The organism is Curtobacterium sp. Curtsp22 (assembly GCF_059492135.1).
On the sequence record NZ_CP168519.1, the window covers coordinates 2,735,280 to 2,751,126 of the forward strand.

The window sequence follows — 15,847 nt, forward strand, 5'->3', positions numbered from 1 at the left end:
TTTGGTTGTGCGGCCGGCAGGCCGGCGGCCGCCCGCCGCCCGCGCCGCGCTACGGCTGCAGCCGCGCCGCCGACCACGCACCGTCGGCGAGCACGTACTGCAACCGCCGGTGCATCCGGTCGCGGCTGCCGTGCCAGAACTCGACGCGGTCCGGCTCGAGTCGCCACGCCACCCAGCCCTCCGGGCGGGGCACGTCGTCCTCGGACTCGTCGAGCAGCGCGTTCGCGTCGTCGATGAGGTCCTGCAGCGTCCGGGGTTCGAGCACCGAGGACTGGTCGGCGATCGCGGTCGCGGCGCGGGACTTCGGCGACCGGTCGGCGAACAGCGCGTCGGACTCGGGGTCGGAGAGCTGCACGGCCCGGCCCTCGAACCGCAGCTGCTGCATGGTCTCCCGCCAGTACACCTGGAGCGCGGCGAACGGGTTGTCGTCGAGCTGCCGGCCCGTCGGGCTGAGCGTCGAGGTCCCGAACACGAGCCCGCGGTCGTCGAGCCGCTTCACGTCCACGGTCCGCGCCGAGACCCGGCCGTCGGACCCCGCGGTGGCGAGCGTCATCGACATCGGCTCGGACACGTCGCCGTCCCGTGCCTCGTCGATCCAGGTGCGCGCGACGTCGAACGGTGATGCTGGCGGGTCGGTGTACTCCGGGAACGCGAACGAGGTGTCACCGGACAGCGGAGCGGAGGGCATGCCCCCACCCAACCGCGATCAGCCCGCCCACGTCCAGGTTGCCGGGGGACGGCCGCCACGGACCGCGGCCGTGGCCGGTGCGTCGGCCCGGACGAGCGCCGGGTTGGTCCGCAGCGCCCGGTTCGTGTTGCCCGGGTCCGGCTGCACGCCCGTCAGCGCGGTCTGCAGCGCGGAGGCATCGGAGGTGGTGAACACCTCGCCGAGCAACGCGCGCGTGAGCGGCAGGTCGCGCCAGATCCGGGTACGGACGTGGTCGAGGGCGGCTCGGATGATCGCGTCGTGGTCGAACGGGAGGCGCGGGTCGTCTCCCCCGGGCACGCGCCAGACCGCGGGTCCGGCGGCCGAGGGCGGGGCCACCACAGCGGCCGCCGCGGCCGGCGTCGGGGTCGTCACCGCCGGTGCCACGACGGCCAGGAAGGCGACGCTGATCGCGGCGCTCCGCGGGTCGCGGTCGGGTCCGTCGAACGCACCGACCTGCGCGAGGTGCCGGACCGCCGCCGCGTCGATCCCGGTCTTGGTGCGCAGTGCGCGTCGTGCACCGTCGGCGAGGAGTTCCGCACCCTCCAGGAGCACGCCGGGGAGCGCCTCCTGGCCCGCGTACGGTGCGTACTGCCGACGCGCGGTGGCGACCCGCAACCCATCGCTCGTCGTGAACGACATCGGGACGACGTCGATCGCGATGAGCGGCTGGTCGCGGGCCGCCGAGGTGGCGTCGGTCACGCCGTCGCCCGACGGGCCGCGCGGTCGGCGCGCTCGGTGCGTTCGCGGCGGAGGGTCTCCCGCACGTCCGCGAACGACTGCAGGACCCGGAACCGACCGTCGACCCACACGGGCTGGAGCAGGCTCGTCGCCTCGTCCTCGGTGGTGGCCTGGTCGGTCTGGCGGATCTCGCCGGTCGCGTCGCGGTGCAGGGCGATCCGTCCCTTCGCGCTCTTCTTGCCGCTGCCCGTCTTCGGGTCCTTCTGGATGTCGACGGGCTCGCCGTCCACCAGCGCCCAGGTGGCCTTGACCGCGCTGCCGAGGTTGTCGCGGGTCATGTACTGGTACGTGTACGAGCCGATACCGAGCACGATGTTGTCGCTCGCGTAGCCCTTGGCGGCGAGCCGCTCGTAGATGCGGCGGGCACGGTCGAGGGTGATGCTGTCGCCGTAGATCACGCCGATGTGCTGGTCGAGGACCTTGAAGCCCTGGTCGTTCACAGTGTGCCCGAAGATCTCGTCGAGGAGTTCGACGACGCCCTTCTCCTCGTGGCTGCGACCCGGGTCGGTCAGCGCCGCGGTGTCGACCCCGTGCACGGTGCCGGTGACGATGTCCACCGGGTCGCCCGAGTCCGGGCGGATGACGAGCTTGCCGTCGCGACCCGTGATGCGGTCCTTGAGCTGCGGGAGCGTCTCGGTGATCACCTTGAAGAGGTCGAACCCGTCGCTCACGGCCGACACGATGCCCGTCGGGTACACGTCGAGGATCTGCTCGAAGGTCGCCAGCTCGCCCTCGGCGCCGCGCACGCACATCACGCTGTGCTCGGTGGCCGGGACGCTCGCGGCCACCCAGCCGTTGTCGCCCGGGTAGTAGCGGTCGATGAAGTCGAGCGACGGCATCGAGTCGGTGCCGAGGAACGAGAGGAGGTGCCCGGCGCCACCGGCCGCGGCCGACTCGATGCTCGACTGCCCCCGGAAGGAGAAGTCGTGCGCGGCGAAGTCGATGCTGGCCGGGTCGGCGCCGGTGCGGGCGGCCCAGTCCTCCATGAGGTCGCGGTACTCGAGTGCCTTCGTCGCGACGGTCGACGGGTGCCAGATCGAGGCCGACAGGGCCGTCTCGATGTAGTTCGGCAGCCAGAAGAACTCGTCGACGGTGTTCTCGACGGTGAGGGTCGCGACGCCGATCGGGGCGAGGGTTCCCTCGGGGAGCGCGCGGATCTCGAGCGGGAGGTACCCGAGGCGGTGGAGTGCCCGGACGTGGTCGGTGCCGATGTGGTTCGGGCCGAAGTACCCCTGCAGTGCCTGCTCGAACAGGCCGGCGACCTCGTCCTCGTCCGCGGCGAAGAACGGCGCCCACGCCTCGACGAGGGAGCGCTGGATGAACGCCTGCAGGCCGAACACCACGGCGTGCGTCGACTCGGGCATGTGCGCGTTCGAACGGTTCGTCCAGTTGATGAGGATCCGGGTGGTGCCGGCCGGGTAGACCTGCCGGTGCGAGTGCTTGTAGCCGTCGACGGCGAGGAGCGGGGCGATCGGGCTCGGGCCGGTGAGGCGGGGCGCGATGCCGGTGGTGCCGGTCGTGGTGGTGTCGATCTGCGTCATCGGATCTGCTCCGTCAGGTAGGGGGTGAGTTCGATCGTGCGCAGGCCCTCGATGGCGTTCTGCGCGGGGTAGGAGTCCGTCGTGACGATCTCCCCGAAGTGCTCGGCGAGCTGCGGGGCCCGGCCGGAGAAGACGCCGTGCGACACCCAGAGGCCGAGGCGGTCCTTCGTCAGACCCGTCGCGGCCGCGAGGCCCATGAACGTGCCGCCGCCGTCGCAGATGTCGTCGACGACGAGCAGGCGACCGGTGTCCGGCAGCGGCTCGCACGTGAAGCCGTCGAGCTTGCCGGTGTCCGGGTTGCGGTGCTTCTCGGCGCGGAACACCGGCAGCCCGCAGGCGTCGGCGACGGCGGAGGCCCGCGCGACCGCGCCCTTGTCGGGGGCGATGATCCCGCTGTAGTCCGAGCCGGCGACGACCTGGTCGCGGACGACGGTCTCGCTCGTGACCACGGTCAGGCGCTCCACCAGGTCGACGATCACCGGCGAGTGCGGGTCGAACGCGATGACCTGGTCGATCCCGAAGCCGTTGACGACGTCGGCGTAGACCTTCGCGCCGAAGGGGAGGCCGCGGTCCTGCCGGGCGCCGGGCAGGTACGGGACGAGGGCGACGGACCGCGATCCGCGCTGCCGGACGGCGTCCGCCCACATGCCGAGCATGAGGAGGTCGTCGCCGTTCGTGCCGCGCAGGGTCGCGATCTCGATGAGGTCCCCCGCGTCGGCGTCGTGTGCGACCTTGACGTGTGCTTCACCGGCGGGGAACCGCATGGTGGAGAACGTCGGTGTCGCCTGGGTGCCCCGGCTGGTCCGGGTGCTGAGTTCGACTGCCATGACCCGACCGTACCACGGTATTTGTCAGTGTGACAAGAACTGTGGTGCGATCAGGGGACCGGAACCTGCACCGACACCAGTTCGCCGTCGCCGAGGTGCACCAGGGCGGATCCGACCTGCACCCGTTCGACGATGCTGCTGCGCGGCAGGCGCATGCCGAGCAGGTCGCCCTCGGTGATCGCCTGCGGGCTGAGGAGCGCGCCCGAGCGACGTCGTTTCATGTCCACCTGCCAGCCCGTGAACCCGACGCCGAACTCGGCCGTCAACCCCGCCGCGACGATGGCCTGCCCGTTGTCCGCCGCGCTCTTCACGAAGCCCTGCAGCCAGCTCTTCGCGGGTGCGTCCTTGACGAGCTCGGCGTCGTCGATGACGAGGACCCGGCGGCCGGGTTGCCCGTCGAATAGCGGTGCGAGGTCGGCCTCGGTGACGTCGACGCCCTCGTGCGCGCCGAGGACGCCGGGTTCGGACGCGAGGGCGCGCAGGGGCGACTGCCGCGGGGTGACGAGCACGATCTCGCCCCCCTCGCGCAGCACCGACCGTGCGATCGACAGCAGGACGGAGCTCCGACCGGACTTCGCGGGACCGCCCACGACGAACGAGCCCGCGGCGGCGAGGTCCGGCCCGATGGCGGTGAGGTCGTCCCCGCCGATGCCGACGAGGCCGAACAGGGCGGCGTCGTCGTCGCGCATCTCCCACGCCCGGTCGAACGGCACCGGCCCGGACAGCTGGTCGACGCGGAACGGCCGACGCACACGCTCGACCGCGCGGTCGCGCTCGGTCGCGAAGGTCGCGAGGGCGGTGATCGCCGCGGCCTGCGACTGGCCGGTGCCGGCGGCGGCGAGCAGGGCGATCTGCGTCTCGGTGGCCGACTCCGACGCGAACGCCCGTCCGTCAGGGACCTGCTCGGGCAGCTTGCGGGGGTTGAGCGACGCGAGGCCGTAGTCACCGCGATCGGAGAGCCGGAGGACGAGCTTGTCCTCGACCAGGGTCGCCATCCGGCTCGACAGGAGCTGACGGTCCCCGGTGACCACCAGGTGGATGCCGACGCTCGCCCCTTCGCGCAGGAGGGTCATCACCTGGTCCGTCGGTGCGCCGTGGTCGAGTTCGCCGAGCGAGCCGACGAACCCTTCCCACCGGTCGAGCATGAACACGATGTGGGGGAGCCGGTCGGCGGGCACGACCGCCGCCGCGCGCTGCTCGACGATGCTCGCGAACCCGCCGTCGGCGAGGACCTGCTGCCGGCGGGCGAGCTCCTGGGTGAGCTTCGTGAGGAGACGCTGCGCGCGTTCGGTCTGCACACGCTGCACGACGGCGCCGGCGTGCGGGAGGGCCTGGATCGGCAGCAGCGCACCGTTGCCGCAGTCGAGCGCGTACACGTGGACGTCGGCTGCCGAGGTGTTCCGGGCGACCGCGGCGGCGATCGTGCGGAGCACCTGCGACCGACCGCTCCGCGGAGCACCGACCACGTAGAGGTGTCCGTCCGAGTCGAGGTCGAGGCTCCGGACCCGCTGCGCCTGCTCGGCCGGGAAGTCCTGCAGCGCGAAGGGCAGCGGGCCGACCCGGGCATCGGTCGTGCTGCTGTCGTCGAGTTCCCACGCCCGGTCGTTCAGGTCGGTGAAGAGCAGCGTCTCCGGCAGGGCGTCGAGCCACGGACGGTAGGGAGCCGGTCCACCGAGCTCCGTCGCCGCCTCGGCCACCGCACCGACCAGCTCCTGCAGGTCGGTGCGTTCCTCTGCCTGCAGCTCCTTCGACTTCGGTGGTGCCGGTGGGGTGGTGCCGAGCGACGACCACGAGACGGCTCCGGCCCAGACCTGCTTGCGTCCGGTCGACAGCCCCGGCCGCCGGCCACCCACCCGACCGGCCTGGAACGGCAGCAGCGCGCCGGCGCCGAGCCGGATGTACCCGCGGCCGGGCGTGCTCTTCTGGATCTGCGCCGCGTCACCGGCGTCGATGACGTCGGTGCTCTCGCTCGAGTCCGTGACGCGGAGCGCGATCCGGAGGTTCGTGTTGGCGCGGATGTCGTTCGACACGACACCCGTCGGACGCTGCGTGGCGAGGATGAGGTGGATGCCGAGTGACCGTCCCCGCTGTGCGATGTTGACCAGGCCGGTGACGAAGTCCGGGAGTTCGCGCACGAGACTCGCGAACTCATCGATGACGATGAGCAGACGCGGCATCGGCGGCAGCGGCTCACCGCGGACGAGGCGGTCGACGTAGTCCTCGATGTCCTTCGCGGCGGCGTCGGCCAGCAGGTGCTCGCGGCGACGGAGCTCGGCGCCGAGCGACTCGAGGGCGCGTTCCACCAGGTGCGTGTCGAGGTCCGTCACCATGCCGACCGTGTGCGGCAGCGGCGCGAAGTCGCGGAACGCCGCACCGCCCTTGTAGTCGATGAGGACGAAGTTCATGCCCTCCGGGGTGTTCGTCGCCGCCAGGGACGCGACGATCGTCTGCAGGAGCTCGGACTTGCCCGACCCGGTCGTGCCGGCGACCAGGCCGTGCGGGCCGTCCTTGCGGAGGTCGAACGCGAACGGGCCGTCGAGGCTCTCGCCCACGACCACCTCGGTGGTGCGCGCACGCACGTTCCACTTGCCCGTGATCGCCCGCGCCGTCGGCGGTTCCAGCAGCATCACGTCGAGCAGTCGCGACGACGACGGCAGCCCACCGGCATCGCTCTCGTCGTCGGCGTCGACCATCGGCGCCACCGCCCGGGCGACGGTCTCGAACCAGCTGTCCGGGATGCGGTCCGGTCGGACGTCGGTGACCGTCGCCTGACGCTGGGCGGCGACACGGATGCGCTCCGGACCCACCGTGACGACGACCGAGCACTCCTCGGGCAGCAGGCGTGCCTCTTCCTCGATGCAGATCGCCCGGACGCCGACCGCTGGGCCCTCCTTGAGGATGCGGATCAGGCCCGGCAGTGCGCGCAGCCGTCGAGCGCCGTCGAGCACCACGACCACGTCGGGACCGGGGATCCCCCGCACGTTCGACTCGCGCATCGCCCGCTGCCGTGCGTCGATGAGCTGCCCGATCTCGGCGACCCGCGCGCCCAGCGTCTCGGCGTCGTTGCCGATCGCGATGACGGCGTCCTGCCCGAAGCCCGGTCGCGCCTGCGGCACCCATCGCAGCCAGGCCCACTCGTCGGCGGACTGCGCGTCGGTGAGCACCACGAACTGGGTGTCCCGCGGGCTCTGCAGCACCGCGAGCTGCGCCACGAGCCACGACGTGAGGTGCCTGGTGTGCTCGTCGCGCCCGGCGACACCGACCACGCCGTGCTCGCCGAGGTCGACCACGACCGGCACGTCCTCGGCCAGCTTGTCGACCGCCCGCCGGTGCTCCAGCGCTGCCGGGTCCTCGAGCACGACGCCGGACGGCACGTCCGCCGTGCCGACACGCAGCGTCAGGTAGTCGGGGTCGGTCCGCCGACGCTCCCACAGCCGGGCGCGACGGCGCAGGGCGATGTCGAGCACCGTCGCCGGATCGGGCGCGCTGGTGCGTGACTCGCGCTGGTACCGGACCACTGCCTCCAGGGCGTCCGCCTCGACCGCCTTCTTCGTCTCCTCGTACTCCGCCACCCGCTGCCGGTGCGTCTTCTTGCCGTTGCGGCGGTCCCACCAGGCGTTGCCGAACATGATGATCGGCGACATGAGGCCGAAGGCCAGGTACGCGACGTTGTGGAAGATCGAGATCATCACGGCCGCCATGCCGAGCGGCGCGAGCGCCGCGATGATCGGGATGGAGCGGCGCGACTGCTGCCCCGGCGCCGCCGGCAGCTTGAAGACCGTCGGCGTCTCCTCGGGCAGCAGACGCGGCGGCCGGGTGTAGTCGAGCGTCCCGCCACCTGGTGTCAGCGTGATCGCCGCCCGGTCGGCGTCCGGGACCGCGACCGACAGCAGCGTGTCGCCGATCGTGACGACGCTGCCGGGCTCGACGGACGTCTCCTCGTCGAGCTCCGTACCGTCGAGGAGGACGCGCGAGCCGCGCGTCGGGATGATCGAGAACCGCCGGTTGAGGTCGAGGCGCAGGATCGCCGCGTACTCCGGGGCGGTGCGGTCCGGCAGGTGCACCGTGGCGTCCGGAGCGGAACCGACGTGCGCGATGCCCGCGTCCAGCACCACGACCGTGCCGGCACCGGGCCCGCCCACGATGCGGACGCTCGGCAGGTCGGCCGGCAGCGGGAGGACCGGCGCGGGGGCGCCGAAGGTCAGGCGGGACCCCTCGAGCAGGACGCCGTCACCGAGCCGGGCGTGCGGGGTCGTCGGGACGGCGTCGACCGCGACCTCGACGATGGACTCGGCGCTCAGGCCGAAGCGACGGGCGACGATCTCGACGACCTCGCCGAGGACGGTGTCCTCGTCGCACTCGACCACGAAGTCCGCGGTGGCGTCGGTCGGCAGGTGGGTCGCGGTGAACGTCAGGCGCACGCGGCACCTGCCACGTCGTGGGTCCTGGTCGTCGCGGAGCACCCCGTCGAGGCCCCCCGCAGCGTCGTGCTGCCGCTCATGGGTCGATTCTCGCAGGTTCCTGCGACGTGCAGGCCGGGTTGCGTCCGGCTTGTGGATGGGCGGTCGGACTGGAGGCGCGGTGCGGGGGAACGGGTCGGCTCACCTGCGACGCGTCCAGCCCCAGCGCTCACCTCGCGTTGTGGATGCGTCGGACGAACGCCTCCAGGGACGTCTCAGCGGCAGTGAAGGCCGCAGCATGATCGCCGAGACCGGTGACCGTGATGGTCAGGGTGCCGGATCGGAAACGCCAGCAGCGCGCGACCACGGCTCCCGTCGCATCGACGAACGGCCACGTCTCCGCGGTCTGCTCCCACACCGTTTGAGCGCCGGCGCGGAGGCCCTCGAAGGGTGGGATGCCGGTACCGCCCAGTCTGTCCCCGGTCGCGGTGACGGAGACGGTCGTCGTGTCCGTCGGGGATGTGATTTGCGGGCGGAAGAACGCGAACCGGAGGTCGGGCGCGCTCATCCTGCAGTGCTGCTCGAGCGACCCAGCGGTCAAGATGACCTCCACGGTCTTGAACGGTCGCACGTACCAGGGGAAGAGTCCGTAGGTGGTCGAGTTCGCCCAGCGCTTCGGCTTGCCCCGGACGTCCTCCGGCAGCGGGACGACCAACCAGTCCGCGCCGGCGAGGCCCTCGAGGTCGGGGAGGCCGACGGGCGTCGGGTCCGCGGCGCCGCTCATGACGTCTCCCGGAGTTCGAGGCTGAGCGCGAGCCGGTCCACGTGCGGCAGCGCGAGATCGACGTTGCTCTCGTGCGCGATCACCGATGTGAGCACGGCCGTGCGGGAGAGCGATTCGTCGGAGAACGGCTGCACCCATCGGACCGAGGTCTTGACGGATCGTCTCCGGAGGAACCTGCTCGGTTCCGAAGTGTGTCTGAGCAGGATCCGTGTGGCGGTACCCAGCGCGGTGCGTGTCGTCGTGATCTCGGGGTCAGCAGTGAGCGATCCATCGCGGCGCTCCGCCCAGGAGTCGTCGATCACGAAGTCGGCCGCTCCGTCTCCGACGAGGTAGTGCACCGCGGTGTGCGCGATGACGTGCACTGACGGTCTGTTCGTGGTGAGGACGGCGAAGTCCGGCGCCTCGAACGTGTCGCGGTACCGAGCAAGGTCGCTGAACTCGCGCACGAGGCGGGCACGGTCCCTCGACGACACGGCCGTCTCCGCGAAGCTCACCGCGCGAGTGGCAGCGGCCGTCCCGACTTCATCCGGCGCCCCGGGCTCGATGAACGTCCAGGCGTCGATCGGCCGGAAGTGCAGGTTCTTCATGATTCCTCTCCTCGTGATGCGCCGCTGAGCCACCACCGGTGGAGCGCCAGTGGGCCGCTCCCGTTGATCAGTGCTCGACGCCGGTACGCCACCCAAGCGAGACCGGGGAGGGCCATCGCGAGCAAGACGGCTGCGACGACGAGGTCCCAGCGCTGGGCCGGAACGGTCCAGAGCAGGGTCAGCAGCGAAGCCAGCACGACGATCGTCAGCGCTGCGGACCGTCCGCTCATCCGGTTGGGCTTGTCGACCGCGACTCTCGTCGGGTCGCCGACGCGCACAGACGTCTCCGTCCAGCCCAGCCAGCAGGTGAGGCCGACGTTCGTCGCAGCGAACGCGAGGCACAGTGCACCGGCCCAGGGCAGTCCCGCGGCGAACGACGTCGCAGAACCCAGGACCGGCAACATGGTTGCGACGAGGACCGGCGTCACCCGTGCGACCCCGAGCTCGTTGCAGGACGACAGTGATCCCTTCGCGATGTCCAGGCTGGATCGGGTGTCGAGGCGCTGCGCCGGAGAAGACCGCACGTCCGGTTGATGCGCCGTCAGGATGCCGGATGCGTTGAAGAGCGCCGTCAGCTGGTCGGGTCCGTCCGGGTACCAGGTCGCTGCATCCAGTTCTGCGCGAACGGTACCGGTGCCGTCGACCAGCAGAGCAGTGCGACGAGCGTGGTCGGTGAACACCACACGGCTGACCGCCATCGGGGACAGCGTCGAACCGGGAGTCTCCAGACGGCGCCACATGCCCTGGCCGTCCGTGAGCTCCAGCTGCTGACCACCGTTGACCGACAGCGATGCCGTACTCGTGAACCAAGCTGGTCCGTGTGGTCGGACCGCGTCAGTCGGTTCCCTCGTGATCCGTCGCCTGCCGATGATCACCGAGAAGGCAGCGACGACGACAGCGATCGATGCCGCGATCTGTGGGAGGCTCCACAACTCCCAGAGCAGGCGATGCGCCGTCGCTGCCACGACGAGGGCGGAGGCGATGGAGAGCGGGATGAGCGCACCACCTCCGAGGACCGCCACGCGCACGAGGAGCTCGGCACGGGTGAAGAACGCCGGTGGCCGAGGAAGGATGACCGTGGGACGTGGGGTTCCGTTGAGCGTTGCCGATGCTCCGTACCGCTGGATCAGCAACGCGAGACCGCTCGAATCGAGTGCGGTGGACAAGAGTGTCGGGTTCGACGGCGTGATCCACCAGTCGTCGATCGGCACGATGAACTCGCGTCCGTGCTCGTCGCGGATCGCGACGGCTCCGTTGCCGGGACTCGCGACGATCGAGCGCGGGACGTCCGACCAGTCGAGGGCCCAAGCGGCCACGATCCGCCCGGTGAGCGCGAGGTGGCCCGTCGACCGCACGCCGTACAAGCGGTCGTCCACGACAGCGAGTGACTCCACCTGACCCCGCGCGGCGCGTCGGTCGCTCAGCACGGCCGCGTGGGCGACCGTCTCCGCCCCGCCGATGACGCTCACCCCCAGTCGATGCGCAGGTCGCGGAGGAGCTCATCGAGCATGGGCCGAGCGAGGGCGCTGTCGTTCTCGTCCGGGACGAAGAAGGACACGACCACCGTGAGCTCGTTCAAGCCGTCGACGATGGGGATGATCGCACGAACGACCTGCATCACCGGCCGCCCCCGGCCGCCGGTGCTGCGTTCCCGCATCTCCACGAGCGTTGCACGGCCGACGGGCAGGTCGAGTGTCCCGACACTGGCGTCGCCGATGCCGGACGCCCGCGGTGCACGAGCGTCGTCGATGAACGTGTCCGCGCGGTCGACACCGGCGACGGTGTGCACGACCGTGTACGCGATCGCTCGGACCGTCGGCGCCGTGGTCGAGAGCACGAAGCAGGTCTCCGCCTTCGCCGCGGTCTGGAAGGCGGCGATGTCACGCACGACCGTTCGGAGCACCGTGCGTTCTCGACGCTTCGGCCGCTGCTTCGCCTGCGCGAGCGCATGCTCCACCGCTGCGTCGGTGACCTCGTCGACCTCACCCTCGTCGTCGAGCAGCGTCCACGCGCGGTTGTAGTTCCACAGCAGGCGAGTCATTCGTCTCCTCTCGGGGCTCCGATCACGATCCACCGTCCGAGCCCGACCGGTGCCTTTCCCCGCTCTGCGCGACGGCGACGGAACGTCAGCCACGAGACCAGTGGGACGGCGAGCACCAGGAGCAGGATGCTGGTCGCAGAGAAGATGTTGCCCTGCTCGAAGTACCAGACGGCGACAGCTGCTCCGATGAGCGGGATGCCCACAGCGACGAGGTGGCGTCGGGTGAGCGCTGGCTGGTCCGGACGTCCGTGCTGTTCCGGACGGATGCGAGCGACGGGGAGGCGCGAACTCGATTCGACGACGAAGACCGCGGCGACCGTTGCGACCGCGATGGCGGCGAACAGCGCCGTGACGATCGTCGCGGTGTCCCCGGGGCCCGCCGACCGAGCCCCGGCGAGCACGACCGTCGTGAAGGCCGACGATGCGAGGAACGGGTACGCGGGTACGGCGCCCAGGACGTTCGGCAGCATCAGCGACGACGGGCCGACGCGGCTGCTGCGCATCTCGTCAAGCGCGAGCGCGGGCTGGTTGCGCAGATCGTCGGATGCGACGGTGAGGACACCGAGACGCTGCAGGAACTCTCGGAGGACGAGTGCCTCGTCCGGCGACGGCGCCCACAGACGCAGCGGCAACTGCGCGCGGACGGTGTCCGTTCCGTCGATGAGCAGCACTCGAGGGTCCTCGTCGTGCACGAACGCCGCGCGCACCAGGGCATCCGGCCCGAGATGCCGATCCGGTGTTGCCAACCGTTGCGCGATGCCCTGCCCGTCGACGAGGACGAGACCCTGGTCGTCCGCGCTGATCGACGCCGCGTTGCGGAACCAGGAGGGGCCGGCCACGGGCCGGAGTGCCGGCGCGTCGGCGCTCCTGGGTCGACGCCTGCGCCCTGCGGCGACGACCAGCACCACCAATGCGTTGGCGGCGGCTGCACCGGCCGAGATCCATCCGAAGGCCGGGGCGTCGGGGGTGCGGGTCATCGCCAGCACGATCGGGCCGAATGCATCCGTCAGGAATGCGCCGAGTCCGAGCAGGATGACGACGACCAGGATCTTCTGACTCCTGCGGCGTCGCCGCTCATCCGTGGGTGTCAGGACGTGGGCCGAGGCGAAGTGGCCGGGCGGTGGATCATCGGTGCCGAAACGATCGAGCAACGCGGAGAGACCGCTCGAGCGGAGTGCGAGTTCCTTCGGCACGATGGAGACGGGAGCCATCCACCAATCGTCGATCGGAACGAGGTAGAGGCTGCCGCTCACGTCCTCGATCAGCACGGCGCCGTTGCTGGCTGTGGGCGCGAGGTGCCTCGGGAGGACGTCGCCGTTCAGGAACCAGGCGCGGGCGACGGTGTCCGTCGTCGTTCGTTCACCGCCCTGGTCGAGGACGACGAGCCGATCTCGCTCGTCGATGACGAGCCGCATGGCACTGGTCGCAGCGGCCGCCCGGTCGCTCGACGCAGCAGGGCGGGCAAGGGTTTCAAGCATCGATGACGATCTTCGCAGCGAGGGCGTCGATGCGTGCGATCAACAGCTCGGCGAGTGCGGGTTCGGCGCTGCTCGATGAGAGGACGACGAGCTCGTCACCCACGACCCAGGACCACGATGCTTGGACCACGACGAAGGCTGCGCCGTCCGGCCGTTCCAGCGCGAGGCGTTGGACCAGTCGCAGCGCGTCGCCGCTGCTCGTGGGGAGCATCGATTCCTCGATCGGCCAGATCGGATCAGGCGCACGGAGGCCAGCCCGGGCGACCCCGGCGGGACGGCCGTCGAGCGGGGCCGTGCGGACGGCGACCCAGCCGACCTCGCGCGAGTCCTCGAGGACCGTCCAGGCTGCTGCTGCATCCGTTTCGTTGAGGAGTCTGATGATCGTCGGCGCACTCGAGGGATCACGACGATGCGCTTCGAGGTCGAGTGGACGGAGCGTGTCGGTCGGGGGCCATGTGAACTTCATCGCCCGCCGTCCCAGGCGAAGCCGGTCATCAGGATGTCGAAGTGTGCAACGCGCTCGTCCACGAACGGATCGCCCGCGCACTGGAACGAGATCAGCGCGAAGGAGCCGTGCTCCTGCGGCACCGGCAGGAGGTAGTCCACGCGAGTCGTCCTCGCTGGCCCGCCTGATCCCGATGCAGCGAGGAACGCCGCGGCGATGTCACCGGGGAGCGACGCCGGCAGCGATCCTCCTCCGTCGATCTCTCCTTCGGACCGCGCCCGGAGTGCTTCCCCCACGGGCAACTCCGTGAGCGTCGTCGATGCACCGAGCACCGGAGCGACCGCACGGAGTTCGAGATCGGCGATCGTCGGTCCGAGGTAGACCACACCGACCGTGAACAACATGTTCATCGGCACTCCGCCGAACTGGCCGTCGAAGAAGTACAGGTCTGTCGTCCCCGCGTTCGCCATCGTGCCGAAGGCGGAGCGGATGTCGTCGCGCGCGCGGCGCCGTGCCTCCACAGCCGTCGGGTCGTCCCCACCGCGGAGGACCAGGTGACGATCGGCGAACGCTCGCGAAGCGCGCTTCGGATCGCCGTCGACCGGGTACCGGTACCACCCGTCGGGCAAGAGGACTCGGTACTGCGTCACAGGGAACCGACGTGGATCTCGCTCTTCGACTTCCAGTACCCGTTCCAGTCCGTGGCGGCGGAGACGACGTTCACCACGGGTTCCGGCAGATCCGGGAGACCGGGAAGTCCGGAGCCGGCGACGACACCGTTGGCCAGCGCTGCGCGCGTCGCTGCCTCGCGTGCGAGGGCGGAATCCGGCGCGAGCTTGAGGACCTGAGCGGTCTCCATCAGACCGCCGGTCACGTACGTGTCGAGCAACGCCGTGAGGGGCTTCCGTCCGACCGCTTCTGCCTCCCGGATGCCGGCATCGCCACCCCGGAGGAACGCACTCAGCTCGCCGCCCACTCCGGCGTTCGCGTTTCGCGCCGCAGCGGCAGCCGATGCTGCACGTGTCTCTCCCACTGCGCCCCGCAGCAGCCCCATCGCGGAGCTGGCGTACTTGGCGGCACCGAACCCGACCCCGGCCAGTGCGAAGCCGAGGGCGTCCTTGCCGACGTCCCCCGCGCTCGCGTCACCCGCCACCGCCTGCGTTGCCGTGATCAGCAGCTTCGCGCCGGCCACAGCGAGCCCGATGGCGGCGATCACCGGGAGCGCCACGGGGAAGAAGATGGCCGCGACCACGGTGACGACCAGGAGGACGGCGCCGACGGCGTCGAGCGCATCCTTGATGACGTTGAGCACGCCGCGCGCCCCGTGGATGGCCTGCTTCACGTGGTCGAACCAGCCGTCCTTCAGCCCGTCGTCCGCGCCCTGTCGGATGCGATCGGCGACCCGACCGGCCAGCTCCCCGTACTCGCCCTCTTCGCCGAAGGGCCCGGCGAGCCGGTGGATGATCGCCTTCGCCGCGTCGATGTCGCCCTGCGCCGCACTCAGCGCCCGGTCCTGCGCGTCGACCTGGTCCTGGTGTTCCGGACTGTCGGCCTCGGCCGTGATGGTCTGGTTCGCGGCAGCGCGGTGCGCGTCTCGCGCATCCTGCGCCTGCAGCAGGGCTGCGTCGGCCTCGCGCTGGAGCCCCTCGAGCCCGTCCGCCCACTGGTCGAGCGCGGCGGCGAGCTCGGTGTAGCGGCCCTTGGCCTTCTCGATGGCGCCGGCGAGGTCTCCGGCGGAGTCGCGGAACTTCGTCCCCGACTCGCTCTCCCAGCCCTCGCCGTCCTTCAGGCTGTTGAGGCGGTTGACCTGCTCGGTGATGGCCTGCTCGATCGAACGGGCACCGGAGGCGGACTGCCGGATCGCGGCCGGGTCGCCGGGCACCGGGTCGAGCTGCATGTCGACGGCGCTCCAGTCGCTGGGCCGTGCCATCAGCTGTCCTTCCCGAGGATCTTGTTCGCGAGCTCGACCTCGGTCTGGGTGAAGCCGTCGTGCGCGCTCTCGGCCATCTCGGCCACGGCCTTGATCGACTCCTGGAGGCGCCCGCGCCGGATGTCCCAGTTGCCGGCGAAGTCGTCGATCGCACTGCCGACCGTCATCGAGCCGATGCCGGTCTTGTAGTCGGATGCGGCAGAGGCGACGTGTTGGAAGTCGCCGTGCAGCCTCGAGAGGTCGGATGCGAGATTCCCGATCAGGTCGAGATCGAGCTTGATGGTGCCGGCCACGGTTCCCCCGGTGGATTCCTACTGCTGCTGGTCGTTCGACGCCGCCCCTGCGGCGAGAGCGGTGGCCGGCACCC

Annotated in this window: 14 protein-coding genes; all 14 read right to left on the reverse strand. The window is 70.9% G+C overall.

Translation table 11 applies throughout. The annotated features are described in order from the left end of the window. Positions 1–49: 49 nt before the first annotated feature. Positions 50–688, reverse strand: coding sequence for a pyridoxine/pyridoxamine 5'-phosphate oxidase (locus ACEN8D_RS13270; RefSeq protein WP_413398312.1), 639 nt, complete (start codon positions 686–688; stop codon positions 50–52). Between the two features lie 18 nt (positions 689–706). Next, a complete protein-coding gene (locus tag ACEN8D_RS13275) occupies positions 707–1,408 on the reverse strand; it encodes an NUDIX domain-containing protein (RefSeq protein WP_083295168.1) in 702 nt (233 codons plus the stop codon). Then, complete coding sequence (locus ACEN8D_RS13280) at positions 1,405–2,988, reverse strand: nicotinate phosphoribosyltransferase (RefSeq protein ID WP_413398313.1); 1,584 nt, start codon at positions 2,986–2,988, stop codon at positions 1,405–1,407. Before ACEN8D_RS13280 ends, ACEN8D_RS13275 begins: the two co-directional genes overlap by 4 nt. Beyond that, entirely contained in the window at positions 2,985–3,815 is an 831-nt protein-coding gene (locus tag ACEN8D_RS13285) for a phosphoribosyltransferase family protein (protein WP_413398314.1), read from the reverse strand. The genes ACEN8D_RS13280 and ACEN8D_RS13285 overlap by 4 nt, the downstream gene beginning before the upstream one ends. Positions 3,816–3,865: 50 nt before the next feature. Further along, entirely contained in the window at positions 3,866–8,236 is a 4,371-nt protein-coding gene (locus ACEN8D_RS13290) for a type VII secretion EssC family protein (protein ID WP_413398315.1), read from the reverse strand. 208 nt (positions 8,237–8,444) lie between these two features. Continuing rightward, the gene (locus tag ACEN8D_RS13295; protein ID WP_092385221.1) at positions 8,445–8,999 is read right to left on the reverse strand and encodes a hypothetical protein; all 555 of its coding nucleotides are present in this window, start codon (positions 8,997–8,999) and stop codon (positions 8,445–8,447) included. Next, positions 8,996–9,586, reverse strand: a complete 591-nt coding sequence (locus tag ACEN8D_RS13300) for a hypothetical protein (protein WP_092385219.1) — start codon at positions 9,584–9,586, stop codon at positions 8,996–8,998. Before ACEN8D_RS13300 ends, ACEN8D_RS13295 begins: the two co-directional genes overlap by 4 nt. Further along, positions 9,583–11,055, reverse strand: coding sequence for a hypothetical protein (locus ACEN8D_RS13305; RefSeq protein WP_413398316.1), 1,473 nt, complete (start codon positions 11,053–11,055; stop codon positions 9,583–9,585). Before ACEN8D_RS13305 ends, ACEN8D_RS13300 begins: the two co-directional genes overlap by 4 nt. Further along, entirely contained in the window at positions 11,052–11,627 is a 576-nt protein-coding gene (locus ACEN8D_RS13310) for a hypothetical protein (RefSeq protein ID WP_092385215.1), read from the reverse strand. The genes ACEN8D_RS13305 and ACEN8D_RS13310 overlap by 4 nt, the downstream gene beginning before the upstream one ends. Beyond that, the gene (locus tag ACEN8D_RS13315) at positions 11,624–13,105 is read right to left on the reverse strand and encodes a hypothetical protein (RefSeq protein WP_413398317.1); all 1,482 of its coding nucleotides are present in this window, start codon (positions 13,103–13,105) and stop codon (positions 11,624–11,626) included. Before ACEN8D_RS13315 ends, ACEN8D_RS13310 begins: the two co-directional genes overlap by 4 nt. Then, on the reverse strand, positions 13,098–13,571 hold the full coding sequence (locus tag ACEN8D_RS13320; RefSeq protein WP_092385211.1) for a hypothetical protein: 474 nt from the start codon (positions 13,569–13,571) through the stop codon (positions 13,098–13,100). Before ACEN8D_RS13320 ends, ACEN8D_RS13315 begins: the two co-directional genes overlap by 8 nt. Beyond that, the gene (locus ACEN8D_RS13325) at positions 13,568–14,179 is read right to left on the reverse strand and encodes a hypothetical protein (RefSeq protein WP_139219757.1); all 612 of its coding nucleotides are present in this window, start codon (positions 14,177–14,179) and stop codon (positions 13,568–13,570) included. The genes ACEN8D_RS13320 and ACEN8D_RS13325 overlap by 4 nt, the downstream gene beginning before the upstream one ends. A 17-nt stretch (positions 14,180–14,196) precedes the next feature. Next, entirely contained in the window at positions 14,197–15,480 is a 1,284-nt protein-coding gene (locus tag ACEN8D_RS13330) for a WXG100 family type VII secretion target (protein WP_413398318.1), read from the reverse strand. Continuing rightward, positions 15,480–15,773: a hypothetical protein gene (locus tag ACEN8D_RS13335; RefSeq protein ID WP_070417741.1), complete on the reverse strand. Its 294-nt coding sequence runs from the start codon at positions 15,771–15,773 to the stop codon at positions 15,480–15,482. The genes ACEN8D_RS13330 and ACEN8D_RS13335 overlap by 1 nt, the downstream gene beginning before the upstream one ends. Positions 15,774–15,847 lie beyond the last annotated feature (74 nt).